This is a genomic window from Francisella sp. SYW-9 (assembly GCF_008711465.1).
Lineage (GTDB): Bacteria > Pseudomonadota > Gammaproteobacteria > Francisellales > Francisellaceae > Francisella.
Window position 1 is genome coordinate 50,294 of record NZ_VXKQ01000009.1, and the last position, 19,442, is coordinate 69,735.

Genomic DNA, 19,442 nt, shown 5'->3' on the forward strand with positions numbered 1-19,442 from the left:
ATATGATTGAGACACGTATACTTATAAAGTAGAAAAATCGTATGTATATTTTTACATTTTTGAAGAATTATTTAAATCAAAACTATTTATATAGCCTACTGTTTTACCCACACAAGTTCATTGGTATTATATCCAAGCTCTTTTGCTTTCTTAATAAAGTCCTGTTTTATATTTTCTGGAACTGTTTTAGTTCTAGAAAGTAGCCATAAATAGTTTTTATTATCACCTGCAACATACGCATATTTATAATTATCGTCTAATTTAAATACAACATATGCGCCATAGAAAGGCTTAAAGAAAGAAACCTTTAAAAATCCTGTATTTTTATTTCCAACAAACTTTGCAATACCCTTTGCATAACTTCTCTTACCTGTAGAAGGAGTAATACCACTATTTACTACCTTTATTGACCCATCAGGATTTAAGCTATACTTAGCGTAAACATTTGTCATGCCTTTTTCAAAACTATTATCAAAACGGGCTATTTCATACCATTTACCTAAGTACTTATTTGCTTGGAAGTTTTTGACAGGCTCTATATTATCTGGTTTTGTTACACACCCAGAAAGCAATAACATCGCCACACTTACTAATATCACAAATAACTTTTTCATAACTAAACCACTTTTTAAATTTTTAATATGCATACAATATAGTAAACTAAATACTTGTTATGGAAATAGTTAAAAATTTTTAATATTATGGAACTAAGTTACTTTGATTTTCTCAAAAAGAATGACCTTACAAGCTATAAGCTATTTATTGTAACTGGAGATGAACCTCTACAAAAACATAATATTATTGAAAAAATAACCAAAGCATTTAAACAAAAAGATTTTGAAATATCTTATCATGACTTAAATGAGCAAAACCTTGATGTTTTATATAATGAAACAGATAGTCTAAGCCTATTTTCAATGGATAAATTTATCCAATTTAATTTTGAAAAACCACCACAAAAAAATCTTCAGAACGCCCTAACTGAAAATCTATTACGTGATGATGAAAATGTCTACTTACTTGTTTTTAGTGGCATGAAAAAGCAAAACACCTCGGCAAAATGGTTTCAAAGTCTTGCAAACAAAGCAGTACATATAAAAATATATCAGCCAAACTTCACAAACGCCGTAAATATCATTGAGAATGAAGTAACAAGCCTAGGCCTTAATCTCACCAGACAAGCGATAGAGCTTTTAGCACAAAAAACTGAAGGTAATCTTATCGCTACAAAGCAAATACTAAAACTTCTATCAAGGCAGAATACGCCATCTTTTGATGAAAACTCAATACGTCCTTTTCTTCATGAGCATGCAAACTATGATGTGTTTGATCTTTCTGAAGCTATTCTTATGCAGCAAAGAACTAAAGCTCTGAAAATCTTAAACAACATTTTAAACGAAAATGACAAGCCTCCATTAGTGTTATGGTGTCTAAAAAAAGAACTAAGAATCCTTTCTCAACTAAAAAACACACAAATAACATATCATCAAAAAATATTTAAAGATAATAACATTTGGCCGTCAAAACAAAAATTTTATACAAGTTTAGCTAGCAGAATTAATTCAAATACAATATCTAAATGTTTAGAAATGTGTCTTGATACAGATCTATCAATAAAAGGTGCTAAAAAAGCAAATATAAAACTACAATTGAACGAAATAACTTTTCAGCTTTTTGGCTAATTTCTGGTTGTATTTTATCATAAATTATGATTTTTCAATAATCTTACCGTTGTTTATCATTTACTTTTCTTAGACACTTGATATTATTTATATGAGCCAACAAAAGTTAAGGAAGCTAAAGTAAAAATGAGAACAATAACCGCGGAATATATCTGGATTGATGGTACAGATCCAGTACCTGAGCTTAGATCAAAAGCAAGAGTTTTACCTTTTATAGAAATTACTAGCGCTCAAGACTTCCCTGAGTGGAGCTTTGATGGTTCATCAACAAACCAAGCTACAGGTAATGACTCAGACTGTATACTTAAACCAGTCAATTTTGTTATTGATCCTTTAAGAGAGTGTGGTTATATCGTTTTATGTGAAGTGTACAATCCAGATGGAGAAACTCCTCATAAAACAAATAATAGAGCTAAATTAAGAGAGATCTTAGCAAACACTAATGAAGATCATGAAATGTGGGCAGGGTTTGAGCAAGAATACACTATGTTTAAAGATGGGCGCCCATTAGGATGGCCTACTACAGGCTTCCCTGGACCTCAAGGCCCATACTACTGTAGTGCAGGTGCAAAAAAAGCTTTCGGTCGTGATTTAGTAGAAGCTCATATGCAAGCTTGTTTAGATGCTGGCATTTTATTCTATGGAATTAATGCTGAAGTAATGCCTGGCCAGTGGGAATTCCAAATTGGTTATAGAGGTGTTGAAGGAGAAGATGCAGGTATATTAAATGTATCAGATCATACTCATATTGCTAGATGGTTACTAGAAAGATTAGGTGAAGAATATGATATCGTAATATCATTTGATAATAAGCCTATCAAGGGTGATTGGAATGGTGCTGGTATGCATACAAACTTCTCTACTAAGAAAACTAGAGACCCTCAACAAGGCAAGCAAGCAATTGCAGATATAGTTAAAAACCTAGAAAAAAATCATAAAAAAGATATCTTAAGCTATGGTTTTAATCTTCATGAAAGATTAACTGGTGACCATGAAACTTGTGATATAAATACTTTTAAAGTTGGTGATGCAGATAGAGGCTGTTCTATTAGAATACCAAGACCTGTAGCATTAAAAGGTTATGGATACTTTGAAGATAGAAGACCAGGTGCAAACTCTGATCCATATCTAGTAGCTATAGCTCTTGCAACAGCGACTATCAACTAATATTTATTATAAAACACTTATCTACACCATTTTTTTCTGTAGAATACACACAATTATTATTCTTTAAAATCTTACTATAAATTGAGAGGTCTAAAAATGACAAGTTACTCAACTATTGAAGACTATTGCAAAAATATTTTTAATGTTATTTGTGATAAAGATGGATTTATTACTAAAAACGTTATTTTAGATGCTTTAGATGAGTCTGGTATTCTTACAGACGATCCACGAATACGAAAGCTTATAACAAAGCTAGATAGCTTTTCACGTGTTGATAAAATTGATTTTGAAACTTTCTTAGACTTTAGCTCTGATAGTATTAGCCTTATTGAGAAGTCGATTAATAAAGGCTTTATAATTCCTGATTTTAGAGACTTTAAAAAGGAGATTATTGAAATATATAATGAAACTAAAAAAAATGAATCTGGTCAAAATGCTAATTATATCCCTCAATTAGCAAGGGTTGATCCAGACCTTTTTGCAGTGGCTTTTTGTAGTGTTGATGGTCAGATGATTACTCTAGGAGACTATCTTCAACCCTATTGCGTACAATCAACAGCAAAAGCAATAACTTACTGTATTGCTACAGAACTAAATGGCGAAGAAAAAGTCCATATGCATGTTGGTAGAGAACCTAGTGGTATAACATTTAACGCTATTGCATTAAATAAATATAATCTCCCTCATAACCCCATGATAAATTCAGGCGCTATTATGACATGTTCACTAATAAAACCTGAGTGGAATCTTGCTAATAGATTTGAATATATAACTCAAGTTTGGAAAGATCTTGCTGGAGGTGAATCAACTGGCTTTGATAATGCCACATACCACTCTGAAAAAGAAACGGCTGATAGAAACTATGCCCTAGCACACTATATGAAAGAGGTTGGTGCATTTCCTGAAGGTGCAAATATTCATACTGCATTAGATTTCTATTTTCAGACATGTTCAATACAAGTAAATGCAAAGAAAATGGCAAAAATAATGGCTTCTATATCAAATGGAGGTATATGCCCTTTAACTAATAAAAAAGTTTTCTCTCCAACCACTGTACGCAACTGCTTATCAATGATGTATTCATGTGGCATGTATGACTTCTCTGGAGAATATGCTTTCTCAGTTGGATTACCTGCAAAATCAGGGGTTTCTGGTGCCTTAGTTATCGCTATACCAAACGTTGGTGGTTTTGCATTATTTTCACCTCGTTTAGACTCTAATCATAATTCAGCAAGAGGAGTTGAGTTTAGTAAAAGGCTAGTGGATAAGTTTAGTTTCCATAATTATGATCACATAGATTGTAGTAATAAAATCAACCCTATAGAAAACCGTATGGCTGCAAAGTCTAACCTAACATTTGAGCTAATTTGGGCAGCTAGCACTGGAGATATATCAGAAATCAAAAGAGTCATTCTTTTAGGTGCTGATATTAATAAAGGTGACTATGATAATAGAACAGCTCTACATTTAGCAGCTACAGAGGGGCACTTAGATGTTGTTAAATATCTTATAAATAAAGGCGCTGATATTAACGCTAAAGATAAACGCAATAGAAAACCTATTGATAATGCTAAATCTAATAATCATATTGAAATAGTTGAACTACTTAAAGAAATAGCTTCCAATGAATGAACTTTTATTTTATATATTCATCTTATGTATTAATATTACTCTCTCTATTTAGCTTATGGTTTAAAGAATATAAAAAAGTAGGAATTTTTTTATTTCTCATCTCACTGGTCCTAGCTCTTATAAGTGGGATAATTGACTTTATTGGGATTTTAATAGTAATTCTATCAACAATACTAATTTACCTAAACTCTAAACAAGAAGATAAAGGGGTTATAGATATTCTTATATTTACTATAACTGCTATATTTTTACTTTTTAACTATATACATATTTTGCCTGGTTTTAATAACATTTGTATCATTAAAGATGCTTATATTTCGTTGGATGCAATTCCTTTCACATTATACTTAAATTACAACTCATTAATACTTACATACCTTATACTAATAATATTTTCATCAGAAATTAAATTTTTAGATAAACCAAAAAATATAACATCTACTCTAAAGTTAGGTTGTTTATATGGGGTGCTCGCAATAATAATATTATTACCAACAAGTTATATATTTAGTTTTATAAAGTATGATTTTAAGCTAACTAGTTACACATTAATTTTTATTTTTGTGAATTTAATATTTACTTGCATTCCAGAGGAAATATTTTGGCGAGGTTTTATTCAAACAAAGATTCAAAACTATATTAATCCTACCTTAGCAGTTTTAATAACCTCTCTAGCTTTTGCCTCAATACATATCATTTTTGCAGGTATATACTTTGCGATATTAGCCTTTGTTGCAAGCATTATTTATGGCCTTGCTTATATTAAAACCAAAAGAATTGAAGTAAGTATTATTTGTCATTACTTGGTTAATATTGGGCAATTTATCTTTTTTACTTATCCTATATTAGCTAGCGCCTATCCAACCTAACCTGTTATTATAAAACAGTGTTTATTGATTTTAACTTTGTTTTCAGATATCTTTGAATTTATATAAGCTTGTATTAACATGGATTATCTAAATGGGAAAATATATAAACAAACTATTATCAATTGTCGAAATGTTTATCTTTGGTATCCGTTGGATTCAAGCCCCTATATACCTACTTTTATCACTAGTTCTATTTGGTTTTATCTATGAGATATATCATGAGCTATATCATCTATTTACTTCTTTTAAGAGCTTTAATGAAGACCAATTGATTATACTTGCTCTGACTCTCTGTGATGTAGTGCTTGTAGCTAACCTTGTTGTAATAGTCGTAATTAGTGGCTATGAGAATTTTGTTAGTAAAATGAATCTTGATAAAAAAGGTGGCGGCCAACCTGTTTGGATAAAAAAACTTTCTCCAAATGCTGTAAAACTGAAAATTGCTGGATCTATTATAGGGATATCATCAATATCTTTGCTTAAAAAATTCTTAGAAGTATCTCAAACATCAAATAGAGATTTAGCATGGTCTGCAGCCATTCATATTGTATTTGTAGTTTCAGCATTACTAATTGCATTTACATCATATATTGAAGGCAAATCTCATAAAGCTAGCTACGATGATGATCATTAAAAATTTTGGGATACTCTCTGAACCTCATATCTTAGACTATAGGCTTCACTCTAAAAATTTATGATTCACCATAGAAATGTAATAATTTAACATAGATAGGCTCTTTTGGCCTGCATTATCAATTATTTCTTGTGATGTGATTTGATCTTTTCCTAGCACTCCTTCTTGCTTCCCTACAATAACAACTTCATCATTCTCATTTATACTATCTGCATAGCCTGTTATATCTACAACTGTAGTATTCATTGACATTGACCCTATAGTATTAAATCTTTTACCCTGTATCAGAACTTGTTGAAGATCCAAGGGTATGCCATTAACTTTTCCAAAAGTAATATTTGCTAAAATAGAGTCCCTATTAAGAGTTACTAAACTGTTATATCCTATAGTACTTCCCCGTGGAAAAAACATTTTTGAGGCTACATGACTTTTAAAAGTAAGTACTGGTTCCAACTCGTTAGGAGATTGATCTTCTGTTTTTTCACCATAGATGAAAGAGCCTAATCTTACCATGTCTAAATGAGATTCTGACAATTTTAATGACGCAGAAGTTGCTGCTGCATGTAACAATATATTATTCCTTATAAATTTTCCTTCTTTGATTACAAAATTAGCATCTTTTATAAATTGCCTAATCCCTTTTCTTGAAGCATCTAGATTATCTGCTCCTGCACAAGGAAAATGTGACATAATACCTATAATTTTTAAATTTTCTAAACTCAATATTGTGGAAAGATCTTTTAGTCCCTTAACTGTGCTTAAGTCAAGTCCATTTCTCCCCATACCTATAGAATTCAGATTAAGGTGAATAGGAATAACTCTGTTGTGTTGTTTAGCCAAATGATTTACTTTAATTGCTAAATTTGCATTACCGATAACCTCTTCAACCACCTTATATCTATCAAAGTTCTCCAACACATCTTTTACTTCATAGATTGAGGGAGTTCTAACTCTCATAATATTTTTTTCATAACCATATTCTCTCAGAGTAAATATTTCACTATTCTCAGTCACTCCGCAATAGCTAATCGTTGCCTCTTTTATTGTACTAATTAAATTATGAATTCCAAAACCATATGCATCCGACTTTAACACGGCCATTATTCGTGTGTGATCAAATTTTTCTTGTGCTATTCTTAAATTCTTTAAAAAAGCTCGGCTATCTACGATAACCTTAGTAGGAGAATATGGGGTAAAAGCTTTATTTTTCATTTTGTTAATTTATTTAACTTCACTACAATTTAATAGTGAAATAGTATCTTCTTGATTAAAAATGATCAATATTTTACCGTACATCATTTTGTTTAAATATAAATTTAATGTTATATTTATATATTATTAAACTTAATTCTTGATATAGAGCTATTTTATGGAACAAATTAAAGAACAGAAAAATGTGGGGCTATTTACCATTATCTTTATTTCTGTTAGTGGAATAATAGGTAGTGGATGGTTATTTAGCTCTTACCTCGGAGCAAAACAAGCAGGATCAGGAGTTTATTTCTCCTGGATAATTGTATTAGTATTTTTCTTACTAATGGGACTAGCTGTTTCTGAAGTAGCTGTTGCATATCCAGTTAGAGGAATAGTTGGGCGCATGGGATCAATTTCCCACAATAAATACTTTGGTGCACTATTCTCTTTCGCAATTTGGTTAGAACTAGTAGGTAGTATGCCTGGTGAAGCTCAAGCATCTGTTCAATACTTATCACATTTATCTCCTTCTATCTCAAATATTTTAATGTCTAAAGGAGACTTATCTGCAGCAGGATTAGGATTAACTTTTATTTTTCTGATCTTTTATTGGCTAATAAATATGATTGGAATGGAAATATTTAAGAAGTGTAACAATACCATTGCTGTATTAAAGATAATTATACCTATATATGTTTGTATTGTTATCATGGGAGCACATTTTGACTCTGGGAATTTCACAGCATATCATAATCAAATATCTCCTTATGGTATAAATTCAATCCTGATGGCTGTAACATCTGCGGGGATGGTCTATGCTTTTAACGGTTTTCAATTGGCAACATCTTTTGCTGGAGAAATTAAAAAGCCTCATATAAACATCCCTCTTGGAATAATAATATCTATTGTTCTATGTTTTGCAATTTTTATTCTATTACAAACAGCATTTATTGGCTCTTTAGATAGACATCAGTTAATTACAAAAGGATGGTTATCATTAAATTTCAATTCACCATTTGTGCAAGTTGCTACCTTATTAGGACTTAACATTGTTGCTTTAATACTATATGCAGATGCTGTCATGTCTCCTTCAGGAACTGGAATTACTTTTGTCGGTACAGCATCAAGAGTATTATTTGGTATGTCTAAAGAAAAAATAGTTCCAGGATTTTTTGCCAAGTTACATCCTAGATTCCAAGTATCATATAGAGCTATGATTTTTAACTTCTTATTGACACTAATCTTTTTGTTCTGCTTCAGAAGCTGGGGAGCAATTGTTTTAATCATCACTGCATTAATTGTTTTAATGTATATGGTAATTCCTATTTCTTTAGTTGCTATGAGGAATAGTCCTCAAGAAATAGAAAGAAAGTTCAAAATGCCGCTTGCTAAACCAATATGCTACTTACTATTTGTTGTACAAACTATCTTTTTTGCTTTCATAGGATCAAAAGATATGACTTATCTGACTATTGTTATAACTTTACTCATGATAGTATTTATCTTTTTTAATATAAAGAATAATAAATCTGTTGAACCTAAATATATATTAAAATGTACCTTACCATTTCTAGCATTCTTGTGGCTAGTCTTAATAAATATTTCTTTAGGCCCAGTTGCTTATGAAGGCTGTGGAATATTTAACTACTATATATTTTTTATAATTCACATTGCTTTAGCAATAATATTCTTTTACTTAGTTACTAATAAGAAATTTGTACTCTTTTGTCAAAAGCATTCTCAGTATAATAATTAATAGCAATATATCTTTCAAGCTTTCTTTCTAAGTTAAAATAACTCTTTTACCTGTAAAGTTCTCATTCTGGTACATGTCACTTCAACTCTATTAATTAGGTTCCATGAACAAAATTTTTGCATAAAGATGTTAAGTGTATTTAAATGGTTTTGCGAAACAAATAACACACCTAACATATATGGAATATTATATATCAGAATCAAATTGGTCAACAATTTTAGCTTTTCTTACAAATCAAAAAGGCTTACATACAAAAGACACTGCTAAGCTTAGAAAATTTATAGAAGCAGTTTTTTTATATTCTAAAAACAGGTACTCAATGGAAATACCTTCATAAAGAATATGGTGATAGTAGAGCTAAACGTTATAAATATTGGGTTGATAAAGGAATATGGAATAATTTAATGACCTATGTTTTAGATATTGATTCACAACAGTTTATGATAGATTCACTATCTGTCAAAGCACATGCATGTGCTAGTGGCTATGAAATAAACGGTAATCAAATCAATGCATTAGGTAGAAGTGTTGGTGGTTTAACAACAAAGATTCATACTCTTACAGATGCTTTAGGGAATCCTGTAAGGTTTATAATAACTGCTGGTAATGTTCATGATATTTTACCTTCGCAACAACTCTTACAAGGGATAACAAACGCTTATATTCTTGCTGATAACTGAAGTTACGGACTTTATATTTAAAGCAGCAATTTAGTCCTTATTTTATAAGTATCCATCGAAAGTAACTTTAATAGATATGAATTTACAGGATAGTTCGAATTTATATACAGAGTTTTTATTATGTCCGACATCACAAGCTAGCGCGACGATGTGCTCTAATATGCTAGATAATGTTGTTAAGCATGATAGTTTTTCAAGGATGCTGAAGTTGGATAATTATGGAAGTGCTTATATTTGGAGCAAAGCTAAAACAGTATTAAATAACTTTAAATATACTACTAAAATCTTATCCTTAGATAACACAATAATACATAAGCCAGATAGTAAAGTTAATGAAGTAGTAAACTGGTTTTATGATCACTCTGTAGGTAGAGCTATTAAAAAGTATTAATCTTATAAATGCATTATTACATACTCCTATAGCTAATATACCTGTAGGTTTTGAAGTACAGACTAAAGACCAACTTGTTGTTAGTCAAGATAAACATGGTAATTATAAATTTAAACGTAAAGCTCGCTATAGTATAAATCAATTAGCTAGAAAGCTTGTTTTACTATCTTTAAAGAACGTTGGCTACATTGACTATATCGTTGGTGATAGGTACTTTGCTTCTAAGGATAATTTAAAGTTTTTCAATAAGCATAAAGTTAAGTTTGATGCTAATGCTGGTAACTACTGTAGGATAGATGAGTTAGAATTATCAGATCATGAGTCTATGAAAGTTTTTCTCAAAGGTATAAATATAGTCTTGTGGTTACTCGCCAAGTCTACAAAAACGCAGACAATTCTATGGGTGAGATATATTTAATTACTAATAATCTAAACCTTAAGAGTAACCACATAGAAGATATCTATCAAAAAAGATGGAATATAGAGACTTATCACCGTAGCTTAAAACAAAATGTTAGCTTAGCCAAATCACCAACATCTGTAATTACAACACAACTAAATCATATAGGCTTATCTATTGGTGCATCCATTGAACTTGAAAAACTCAAACTTGCTTCAGGTAAAAATCACTATGCTTTAAAAAGAAAAATAAGCTGGTGATTCCTGCTAGAGAAAATTATACTATCGATTGGCATATATATAAAGAAAGACATTTGATTGAGAACTTTTTCTCTAAAATTAAGCATTTTAGAAGGGTGTTCTCTAGATTTGATAAAACTTGCTCTGCTTTTCTTGGCTTTATTGCTTTAGCTAGCATATTCATTTGGCTTAGATAATTTTTTGTTCATGGAACCTATTCACTTTGTCATAAAACCAACAATTATGATCACTAGATTAATAATGATAAGCTATTTTTTAATAGCTACTATTGTTGGAAACATTTTCTGACTATCATAAATTATTTCTTTAATATCAAAGCCACAACTATATAAAATCTGACAAAATTCATCTTCTGTATGAGTCATTGTCCAGCCAACATTTAGGATATCTACAAAAATCTGCCTACCAAATTTAGCTTTATCCAAGTCTTTGATATCAACTTTATCTAACGGAATAAGGAAGCTAGAAATAAGCACTCCTCCTTGCTTTAACGAATCACTTAGGATCTGGAAAAACTTTTGAACTTCACCTTTTGTTTTAAGGTAAATGTTAAGACCATTACTAACTACAGCATCATAATGATTCTTAACATCCATTTTAAAAACGTCTTCAACTATATAGTTAACCTCTTCTAATTCAGCTAGACCACTTTGGCCAGCACAGCTACTATCAAGGTCATAAGCATCTATATTAAATTTTTTAGATAAAATTAACTCTTCGGAGAACTCTGGTAAAAGTCCGGCAGGCACAGCTAATATTTTAGAGCCACTCAACAAGTTTGATATCTTCTGCTTAAAGTTTAGATATCTCTCCTGAGTAGCATTAAATCCTGAAAAAGTAGTTATAAGCTTATTCTCAAAATCACTAGAATAGCCTCCTTTATTCTGAGTTATGACTTTTGTCCAGTATGCATTAAGCCCTCTATTTTGGATTAGAAATCTACCCAAAGGACAATTATCCAACTGACTTAAAAGCCCCAATAAAACATCATCATTTGCTATTCTAAGCTTAATTTCATTATAAGCATCATCATAACTAACGAATGCTCCGTGACTAACAATTTCTTTAGACATAATAATCCTTTTCTTTCATTTTCTACGACCTAAATCTTTATCCTCATCGGAGCCTTGAATAATTCTTGTACGCTCAGCACATGAGATTAACATTTTATCTTTAAATTTAAAAAAAGCATGAACTTCAGCAACAATTTCTTGTTCACTATTTCTTTTCTTAGCATAGACTTTATGTAAAGATGCAACAGTATCACCCTCTTCTACAAGACAGATAAAATCAAAAGAAATACTCTCAAAGATCTCACGCTGCTTTTTAATGTGATCAATAAAATCAATATAGTCAATCCTATGACCATCAACTACTTGCTTATAATTTCTACTAACAAATGTACTAATATACTGTTCAGGATCTACTTTAGGGTTATATATATTTTCAAATAATGATTTAAGATAATTTTTCAGCACCTGTCATTCCAACCATTACAAAGTATAAGATCACTACTAGTGTCTATCTTATAGCATATATGCTATGGTTCAAAATGCTTTTCTAGCACTCAAATTACTCAGGCTTCATATGAGGGAATAATATTACATCTCGAATAGATTGAGAGTTTGTTAGATACATTACAAGTCTATCAATACCTATACCTTGACCAGCTGTTGGCGGCATACCATACTCTAAAGCACGAATATAGTCCTTATCATAAGGCATGGCTTCATCATCACCAGATGCAGCTGCTTCAACTTGTTTTCTAAATCTTTCTGCCTGATCTTGGGCATCATTTAACTCAGAGAAACCATTAGCAATCTCACGCGCACCTATAAAGAACTCAAATCTATCAGTAAACTCTGCATTACCATCTTGTCTACGTGCCAGTGGTGAAACTACTGCAGGATAGTCTGTAATAAATGTTGGCTGAATAAGCTTATGCTCTACAGTTTCTTCAAATATTTCATTTATTAAGTGTCCAAGTTCATGGAATGCTTCAACCTTAATATTTAATCTATCTGCAACTTTCTTAGCTGATTCAAAATCTGCTAGATCTTGTTTTGAGATATCTTTATTATATTTAACAATTGAATCAACCATTGAAATACGCTCATACTTACCACCGAAGTTGATTTTATACTCACCATACTCAAGCTCTAGAGTTCCTGTAACTTCTTGTACAAGCTTAGAAAGCATATCCTCTGTTAAATCCATAAGATCATTATAATCAGAGTATGCCATATAGAATTCAAGCATTGTAAATTCTGGATTATGACGAGATGATACACCTTCATTTCTGAAATTACGGTTTATTTCATAAACACGTTCAAAACCACCAACTACTAATCTTTTTAGATAAAGTTCCGGAGCAATACGTAAATATAAAGGCATATCTAAAGCATTATGATGAGTCTTAAATGGCTTAGCTGCTGCACCACCTTGTAAAACATGCATCATTGGAGTCTCTACCTCCATAAAGCTCATACTATCAAAATAATTACGAATAAAGCTCACAACTTTTGAACGAACTTTAAATACTTCTCTAGCCTTTTCATTAGTAATTAGATCAACATATCTTTGACGATATCTAGTTTCTTGATCTGATAAACCATGAAACTTATCAGGAAGTGGGCGAATTGCTTTAGTTAAAATCTCAAAATGGTCTGCATGAATAGATAACTCACCAGTATTTGTCTTAAACATAGTCCCAGAAACACCTACAATATCACCTAAATCACATAAGTTTTTAAAAGTATCATATTGACCTTCTGGAAGATCACTTTTCTTTAAGTAAATTTGTATTCTACCTGAGAAATCTTGCAAAGTAATAAAAGAAGCTTTACCCATCACTCTTCTTAAAACTGCTCTACCAGTTACTTTATAACGCTCTTTAGGCTCTAGCTCCTCCAACTCTTGCTTTGATTTGTCAGAATATTTTGCTTGTAAATCTGCAGCAACAATATTTCTTCTAAAACTATTTGGGTGACTAACTCCATTATTCTGCTCTGCAAGTGTCTGTAATTTTTCTTTTCTTAAAGCCATCTGTGAGCTTTCTTGCATATCTGTAATATGCTTTTTCACAAGATCAGATATCTTCTCTTTAACTTGCTCATTGATCTCACCAACTTCTCCAAGAGAGTTACTAATCTGCTCTCTTATCTTTCCTCTAACAGCATCTTTAACTGTTATATCATTAGCATCTAAATACTCTTTTATCGACGTTTTTATTAAATCTTTTAATTTACTGCTCATTTTTTACCCTATTATTATATTATCTTTGCACTTTAGCGGTTAGCTTTTGCTAATGATAATAAAAAAGTATCTACAACTGTTTGAGCTCACGCAAGTTTTGTAGATACCATTATCATGCAAATAAGCGATAGCAAGTACTAGGCAGTTTTACATACTTTTTCTGCCATGAAAAAAGTATGTCGCTATAACTTACATAGTAAGTAGCGAAACTTTATTTTATAAAACTATTTATTATAACCCACTTTTTAGGCTTGCCTCAATAAACTTATCCAAATCACCATCTAATACCGCTTGAGTATTGGTATTTTCAACACCAGTTCGCAAATCCTTAATACGTGATTGATCAAGAACATACGAGCGAATTTGACTACCCCAGCCAATATCAGATTTTGAATCTTCTAAAGCATTTTTCTCAGCATTGCGCTTTTGTAGCTCCATCTCATATAATTTAGATTTAAGCTGCTTCATCGCGCTATCTCTATTTTTATGCTGAGATCTGTCACTTTGACTTTGAACAACAATGTTTGTGGGTATATGTGTTATTCTAACAGCTGAGTCAGTTTTATTAACATGTTGGCCGCCTGCCCCTGATGCTCTATAAGTATCAACTCTTAAATCAGCAGGGTTAACTTCTATATCAATATTATCATCAACTTCTGGAGATATAAAAACTGATGCAAATGAGGTATGGCGCTTACTATTTGAATCAAATGGCGATTTTCTAACTAGTCTATGAATGCCTGTTTCTGTTCTTAACCAGCCATAAGCATACCCACCTTCGATTTTTAAAGTACAGCCTTTGATGCCGGCAACATCGCCATCTGAAACATCATCAACAGTTACTTTAAAGCCATGACTATCTGCCCAACGCATATACATACGCATTAGCATTTCTGCCCAATCTTGGGCTTCTGTACCACCTGAGCCTGATTGAATATCAAGATAAGCATTATTTGCGTCCATCTCCCCTGAAAACATACGACGAAACTCAAGCTTTTCTATTTCAGTAGTTACATCTTGGGTATCTTTAACAATTTCTTGCATAAGTGGCTCATCTTCTTCAGCAAGCTCTAAAAGCTCTGTTAAAGTTTCCAATGTTTCTGAAATATGCTCACAGTTATGCACTACGCTTTCAAGTTCGACCTTTTGTCTACCTAAGTTTTGTGCATACTCAGGATTGTCCCAAATAGAGCCATCTTCTAGCTCCATAAGAACTTCTGTTAACTTTTCTTTTTTAACATCATAGTCAAAGATAGTCCCGTAAAGATTCAATACGGGCCGTTAGATTTTTCAATAAAACTCTATAATTTATAGATTCCATTTGATAATTTTTATGTTCGTTAAATTTTGTTTATAGATTTTATATTTTTATAAGAAAAATGACAATTAAATTGCAGAGATAAATAGCTATTACAAATTACCACTCTTTATTTCTAACTGTTTTAAATACTACAAAACTCAAAAATTAACTAATATTAAGATTTAAAACCGACTTATGCTGTTAAAATAGTCACACTTTCTATTATCTAAAACTAATTAAATGAATAAAATAGTAATCTCAGGACTATTTTTAATTGTAGGAATATCTAGTACTTTCGTGCAGGTTCTGATCCCTTCACTTAAGCAGCAATATAGCCTAAGCTATTTCCAAATAGGTTTTTTTGACGCTGCATTTTTTATTAGCTATGGTTTCTTCAGCTTCATATTTGCTATTATTGCAAAGAGAATCAAACCTACCAAAATGATAAATTATGGACTTTTTTTAGTTCTAATAGCATATCTAGGTTGGCTTATTTGCCAGATTATTCACCCTTCAAGTTTCTACTATCTATTAGCTAGTCAGTTTTTACTTTCAATAGGTATAGTTGCAATTTTCACATGTTGTGAATATCTCGCTCTTTTTGAGAGAAGCATATATTCCGTTAAGAGACTTTCCAAATATGAATCTATTCATAGTATCGGTGCCTTTTTAGCACCATTTTTAATATCGTCATTGCTTACTATTAACGTATTTATAAACTCCCCAAATATAGTTTTTATAATGTTTTTTATAGCTATGGTTGCATTTGCATACTTTATAAAGGTCTCTCTTAAAAAGAGCGTAGAGTTTAAAAGTCACACTTATAGAGACAAAAGCATTGATATATTATTTCTAACCAAAAACTTCAGATCTGCTATTTTTAGCTTTATATCACTGATGATATATGTTGGCATAGAGATCACAGTTGCGACATATTTAGTTCTCTTAGAAAAACAAACATTGCAGTCATCTGGATTTTATCTTAGCTTATATTGGCTACTAATCTTTATTGGTAGACTTATCGGAAGCAAGTTCTTAAAAAATTCAAAACAGGTTTTGACAATTGTAACTGTATGCTTAATTGGCATACTTCTGCTTATAACAGGACTATTGTTTAGTAAGCTGACTATCGCCATGTTAGTACTGTGCGGTTTAACTAATTCTGTACTTTTCCCGATAATATTTAGTTTAGGTTTTTATTTCAATAAGCAAAGAAATATCGAACTATCAGGTTTTATGCTTACTGCAATCTCCGGTGGTGCATTTATACCTTTAATCACGGGAGTAATTGTTGATGCTACTACTATTTATTCAAGTCTGATTGTTTGTGCCGTGTGTTATGGTCTTTTAATTATTATAAATCTATATCTAAACAGTAATAAGAAATATTAAAGCTGACTAATCTATGAATTAATCAAAGGAGATAATATTTACTATTTCAATCAAAACTTTGTTATTATTTAGTCTAAAGATTTTATATAAAATATTGCTACAAATGTCATATCAAGCATTAGCTCGTAAATACAGACCTCAATCATTTGCTGAAGTTGCTGGACAACAACATGCTTTAAATAGTTTAGTTCACGCATTAGAAGCGCAGAAAGTCCACCACGCTTATCTCTTTACTGGTACGCGAGGAGTTGGTAAAACAACTCTTGGAAGGTTACTAGCAAAATGCCTAAACTGTAAAACAGGCGTAACTGCAGAACCATGTAACGAATGTGAAAACTGTGTTGCTATAAATAATAACAGCTTTATTGATCTAATAGAGATTGATGCAGCATCACGTACAGGCGTCGAAGAAACAAAAGAGATTCTTGATAACATCCAATACATGCCCTCTCAAGGTCGCTACAAAGTTTATCTAATAGATGAAGTTCATATGTTATCTAAACAGAGTTTTAATGCTTTATTAAAGACTCTTGAAGAACCTCCAGAGTATGTAAAGTTTATCTTAGCTACTACAGATTATCATAAAATACCTGTAACGATACTTTCTAGATGTATACAGTTACATCTCAAGCATATATCTCAAGCAGATATCAAAGATCAGTTAAAGATGGTTCTTTCTAAAGAAAATGTTGAGGCTGATGAGCAATCTCTTGATTATATAGCATATCATGCCAAAGGAAGTCTTAGAGATGCACTAAGCCTACTTGATCAAGCAATTAGCTTTTGTAGTGGTAAGCTTGAGCAGTCACAGATTAAACAAATGCTTGGTATAGTCGATAGTGAAGAAATTTATACACTAATAGGTGCCATTATAAATGACACTCCAGATAAGATATTACCAGCAGTTAAAAATCTAACGCTATCTGAAGATAACGCTGAAGCTGTTCTTGATCGAATAGCTGAAGTTTGGTTTAGTTGCTGTCTATATCGAATAACACAGAGCTTAGACTCAACAAATCAGATTAGTGTAGATTTGATAAACAATATTCTAGAAAAAATAGATATTGAGCAAGCCCATTTACTCTATCAACTGACCATTGCGGCAAAAAGAGATCTTTCTTTAGCTCCAAACTTTGAAACTGGGCTAGCAATGGCTATTCTTAGACTTATAGCTTTCAAAAAAAAAAGCTTAAGTAATAATTCTAATATCACTCCTCTATCTAACACAAGTAATATATCTAAACCAAAAAACAAAGATCTCTCCAATCTTCAAAATGAGTACAGTAAGCCTACTACAGCCTCCAACCTAGTTAAAACTAATGGAGCAAACACTCCACAAAAGCAAGGCTTAGAGAAACAGCAAATACAAGTACAAAAACAACATAGTGAACTTGATAAACACTGGTTTAATATTCTTAATAAGGTAAAACTTAAAGGCTTCACAAAAACACTAGCCTTTAATAGCCATTTGATTAAGGATGGTAATGATATTTATGAAATCCAATTAAATGATGATGCCAAGAAGATTTTAGAACTTGATCCTCAAAGTATCGCAAAACTACAGTCCGCTATTTGTGAATTTCTGGATAACCCAAGCTTTAGGCTTGATATTAAAAACTTACCTTCTCATGTATCAAATGGTGCGAATAAGTCTCCCGCAGAAATAAAACGTGAAAACGCAGTACAGAAAATCCATAGTGATAAAAGCGTAGAGCTAATAAAGGGTAGTTTAGAGTTAGATATCAAAGATGAAAATATAGTTTTAACAGACTGATAAGTAGTTTTATAACTAATATTTTTTATCATCCTATAATCTAGTTATAGGAGCAATATTACCAGTTTGAATATATTTTAGATTCCATGATCAATTTGTAGAATGACATATTTGCTTTGGTGTTAGATTAGATATACTCCCACGCATCTTTATCAGCAAAGATTGCATGTAAGAGTTTATTATTAAGAGTATGGCCTGACTTAAAGCAATTAAAGTGACCTAAGATATAACCACCTACATAGAAATCTCCAATAGCATCTAAAAGCTTATGTCTAACAAACTCATCATCATAACGTAAACCACCCTCATTAAGGACTCCTTCATTACTAATACCTACGGCATTATCTAAAGATGCTCCTTTTGCAAGATTGTTTTGATGCAGATATGCAAGCTGCTCATAAAAGCCAAATGTTCTAGCTTTTGATACCATTTTAATATATTCATCAAGATCATACTCAAATACAATATGATCATTTGTTGCAGCAATTACCGGATGATCCCACTGTATTTTAAATTCATATTTAAGAGTATCACTAGGTAGTACTTCAGCAAACTTATCCTCATACTCAACTCTTATAGGCTTTAAGATTCTAATCCCTTTTCTAGCTTCATTTTGTTGTTTTATCCCGACTTCTTTTAAAAGTTGCGTAAATTCATAAGAACTACCGTCCATAACAGGAAGCTCCGGAGCATTAACTTCAACGAGAACATTATCTACCTCAAACATAGCAAGAGCTGACATTAGGTGTTCTATTGTTGATATAGCTAGATTCTGATCACCCTCCTTTGTCAAAAGAGTACACATAATAGCCTCTTTAATATTAAAAGGCGTTACCTTAATATCAACTACAGGATTTAAGTCCGCTCTACGAAATAATATACCTGTATTAACGTCTGCTGGCTTAACTGTCATAGAAACATCTACACCAGAGTGTAAACCAATACCTGTTACAGAAAACTGGTTTGCTATTGTTTTTTGCTTCATTCTTAACCTCTTTAATTATGGATATAAAGTAGCTTACTATAAATAACCAATATAGTGTAACCTTCAACACT

18 protein-coding genes and 1 pseudogene are annotated in these 19,442 nt (G+C 31.6%); 12 read left to right on the top strand and 7 right to left on the bottom strand.

Annotated elements, in window-relative coordinates; all coding sequences use genetic code 11:
- Window positions 1–95: 95 nt before the first annotated feature.
- The gene (locus F3D62_RS04925; protein ID WP_150467138.1) at window positions 96–614 is read right to left on the bottom strand and encodes a lipocalin family protein; all 519 of its coding nucleotides are present in this window, start codon (window positions 612–614) and stop codon (window positions 96–98) included.
- 87 nt (window positions 615–701) lie between these two features.
- Here F3D62_RS04925 and holA point away from each other — a divergent pair, with 87 nt between their 5' ends.
- The 5 genes from holA to F3D62_RS04950 all read left to right on the top strand — a co-directional run bounded on the left by holA (window position 702) and on the right by F3D62_RS04950 (window position 5,984).
- The gene (holA, locus tag F3D62_RS04930) at window positions 702–1,682 is read left to right on the top strand and encodes a DNA polymerase III subunit delta (RefSeq protein ID WP_150467139.1); all 981 of its coding nucleotides are present in this window, start codon (window positions 702–704) and stop codon (window positions 1,680–1,682) included.
- Window positions 1,683–1,808: 126 nt separating this feature from the next.
- On the top strand, window positions 1,809–2,849 hold the full coding sequence (locus F3D62_RS04935) for a glutamine synthetase beta-grasp domain-containing protein (RefSeq protein WP_150467140.1): 1,041 nt from the start codon (window positions 1,809–1,811) through the stop codon (window positions 2,847–2,849).
- Between the two features lie 96 nt (window positions 2,850–2,945).
- A complete protein-coding gene (gene glsA, locus F3D62_RS04940; RefSeq protein ID WP_150467141.1) occupies window positions 2,946–4,481 on the top strand; it encodes a glutaminase A in 1,536 nt (511 codons plus the stop codon).
- Complete coding sequence (locus tag F3D62_RS04945) at window positions 4,478–5,350, top strand: CPBP family intramembrane glutamic endopeptidase (protein WP_150467142.1); 873 nt, start codon at window positions 4,478–4,480, stop codon at window positions 5,348–5,350. Before glsA ends, F3D62_RS04945 begins: the two co-directional genes overlap by 4 nt.
- Window positions 5,351–5,441: 91 nt before the next feature.
- Window positions 5,442–5,984 (top strand): TIGR00645 family protein, encoded by a 543-nt coding sequence (locus F3D62_RS04950; RefSeq protein WP_150467143.1) that lies wholly within the window; start codon window positions 5,442–5,444, stop codon window positions 5,982–5,984.
- Window positions 5,985–6,029: 45 nt separating this feature from the next.
- Here the strand turns inward: F3D62_RS04950 and alr are convergent, their stop codons facing one another.
- A complete protein-coding gene (gene alr, locus F3D62_RS04955; protein WP_150467144.1) occupies window positions 6,030–7,196 on the bottom strand; it encodes an alanine racemase in 1,167 nt (388 codons plus the stop codon).
- 157 nt (window positions 7,197–7,353) lie between these two features.
- Between alr and F3D62_RS04960 the strand changes: the two genes are divergently transcribed.
- From F3D62_RS04960 to F3D62_RS04980, 5 genes and pseudogenes are all read left to right on the top strand, one after another.
- A complete protein-coding gene (locus tag F3D62_RS04960; protein ID WP_150467145.1) occupies window positions 7,354–8,934 on the top strand; it encodes an APC family permease in 1,581 nt (526 codons plus the stop codon).
- 299 nt (window positions 8,935–9,233) lie between these two features.
- Window positions 9,234–9,614 carry a transposase gene (locus F3D62_RS04965; RefSeq protein ID WP_150467146.1) on the top strand — a complete coding sequence of 127 codons (381 nt, stop codon included), beginning with the start codon at window positions 9,234–9,236 and terminating at the stop codon, window positions 9,612–9,614.
- A 76-nt stretch (window positions 9,615–9,690) separates the two neighbouring features.
- On the top strand, window positions 9,691–10,005 hold the full coding sequence (locus F3D62_RS04970) for a hypothetical protein (protein ID WP_150467147.1): 315 nt from the start codon (window positions 9,691–9,693) through the stop codon (window positions 10,003–10,005).
- 399 nt (window positions 10,006–10,404) lie between these two features.
- Window positions 10,405–10,665, top strand: coding sequence for a hypothetical protein (locus tag F3D62_RS04975; RefSeq protein WP_191092540.1), 261 nt, complete (start codon window positions 10,405–10,407; stop codon window positions 10,663–10,665).
- Window positions 10,653–10,841 (top strand): annotated as a pseudogene (locus F3D62_RS04980) (IS5/IS1182 family transposase); the annotation flags it as partial. The gene F3D62_RS04975 and the pseudogene F3D62_RS04980, both read left to right, overlap by 13 nt.
- A gap of 72 nt (window positions 10,842–10,913) precedes the next feature.
- Here F3D62_RS04980 and F3D62_RS04985 read toward each other — a convergent pair.
- The 4 genes from F3D62_RS04985 to prfB form a co-directional block, all read right to left on the bottom strand.
- Window positions 10,914–11,738, bottom strand: a complete 825-nt coding sequence (locus F3D62_RS04985) for a class I SAM-dependent methyltransferase (protein WP_150467149.1) — start codon at window positions 11,736–11,738, stop codon at window positions 10,914–10,916.
- 15 nt (window positions 11,739–11,753) lie between these two features.
- Window positions 11,754–12,143 carry a nuclear transport factor 2 family protein gene (locus tag F3D62_RS04990; RefSeq protein WP_150467150.1) on the bottom strand — a complete coding sequence of 130 codons (390 nt, stop codon included), beginning with the start codon at window positions 12,141–12,143 and terminating at the stop codon, window positions 11,754–11,756.
- A 94-nt stretch (window positions 12,144–12,237) separates the two neighbouring features.
- Window positions 12,238–13,920: a lysine--tRNA ligase gene (lysS, locus tag F3D62_RS04995; protein WP_150467151.1), complete on the bottom strand. Its 1,683-nt coding sequence runs from the start codon at window positions 13,918–13,920 to the stop codon at window positions 12,238–12,240.
- Window positions 13,921–14,151: 231 nt separating this feature from the next.
- Window positions 14,152–15,241 (bottom strand): peptide chain release factor 2 gene (gene prfB, locus F3D62_RS05000; protein WP_224732642.1). Its coding sequence is split into 2 segments (ribosomal slippage): window positions 14,152–15,168 and window positions 15,170–15,241, totalling 1,089 coding nucleotides; the frame shifts between segments, so codons are not numbered across the junction.
- A 219-nt stretch (window positions 15,242–15,460) separates the two neighbouring features.
- Between prfB and F3D62_RS05005 the strand changes: the two genes are divergently transcribed.
- Both F3D62_RS05005 and dnaX read left to right on the top strand, forming a co-directional pair.
- Window positions 15,461–16,612, top strand: coding sequence for an MFS transporter (locus F3D62_RS05005; RefSeq protein ID WP_150467153.1), 1,152 nt, complete (start codon window positions 15,461–15,463; stop codon window positions 16,610–16,612).
- Between the two features lie 103 nt (window positions 16,613–16,715).
- On the top strand, window positions 16,716–18,386 hold the full coding sequence (gene dnaX / locus F3D62_RS05010; protein WP_150467154.1) for a DNA polymerase III subunit gamma/tau: 1,671 nt from the start codon (window positions 16,716–16,718) through the stop codon (window positions 18,384–18,386).
- Window positions 18,387–18,513: 127 nt separating this feature from the next.
- On the opposite strand, the gene lpxC is transcribed toward dnaX, so the two are convergent.
- Window positions 18,514–19,371, bottom strand: coding sequence for a UDP-3-O-acyl-N-acetylglucosamine deacetylase (gene lpxC / locus F3D62_RS05015; protein WP_150467155.1), 858 nt, complete (start codon window positions 19,369–19,371; stop codon window positions 18,514–18,516).
- Window positions 19,372–19,442 lie beyond the last annotated feature (71 nt).

Coding starts and splice junctions, on each gene's coding strand:
- F3D62_RS04960 (WP_150467145.1), top strand. CDS start 7,354: ATGGAACAAATTAAAGAACAGAAAAATGTGGGGCTATTTACCATTATC.
- glsA (WP_150467141.1), top strand. CDS start 2,946: ATGACAAGTTACTCAACTATTGAAGACTATTGCAAAAATATTTTTAAT.
- F3D62_RS04945 (WP_150467142.1), top strand. CDS start 4,478: ATGAACTTTTATTTTATATATTCATCTTATGTATTAATATTACTCTCT.
- F3D62_RS04950 (WP_150467143.1), top strand. CDS start 5,442: ATGGGAAAATATATAAACAAACTATTATCAATTGTCGAAATGTTTATC.
- dnaX (WP_150467154.1), top strand. CDS start 16,716: ATGTCATATCAAGCATTAGCTCGTAAATACAGACCTCAATCATTTGCT.
- lysS (WP_150467151.1), bottom strand. CDS start 13,920: ATGAGCAGTAAATTAAAAGATTTAATAAAAACGTCGATAAAAGAGTAT.
- lpxC (WP_150467155.1), bottom strand. CDS start 19,371: ATGAAGCAAAAAACAATAGCAAACCAGTTTTCTGTAACAGGTATTGGT.
- alr (WP_150467144.1), bottom strand. CDS start 7,196: ATGAAAAATAAAGCTTTTACCCCATATTCTCCTACTAAGGTTATCGTA.
- F3D62_RS04970 (WP_150467147.1), top strand. CDS start 9,691: ATGAATTTACAGGATAGTTCGAATTTATATACAGAGTTTTTATTATGT.
- F3D62_RS04985 (WP_150467149.1), bottom strand. CDS start 11,738: ATGTCTAAAGAAATTGTTAGTCACGGAGCATTCGTTAGTTATGATGAT.
- F3D62_RS05005 (WP_150467153.1), top strand. CDS start 15,461: ATGAATAAAATAGTAATCTCAGGACTATTTTTAATTGTAGGAATATCT.
- F3D62_RS04935 (WP_150467140.1), top strand. CDS start 1,809: ATGAGAACAATAACCGCGGAATATATCTGGATTGATGGTACAGATCCA.
- F3D62_RS04925 (WP_150467138.1), bottom strand. CDS start 614: ATGAAAAAGTTATTTGTGATATTAGTAAGTGTGGCGATGTTATTGCTT.
- F3D62_RS04975 (WP_191092540.1), top strand. CDS start 10,405: ATGGGTGAGATATATTTAATTACTAATAATCTAAACCTTAAGAGTAAC.
- holA (WP_150467139.1), top strand. CDS start 702: ATGGAACTAAGTTACTTTGATTTTCTCAAAAAGAATGACCTTACAAGC.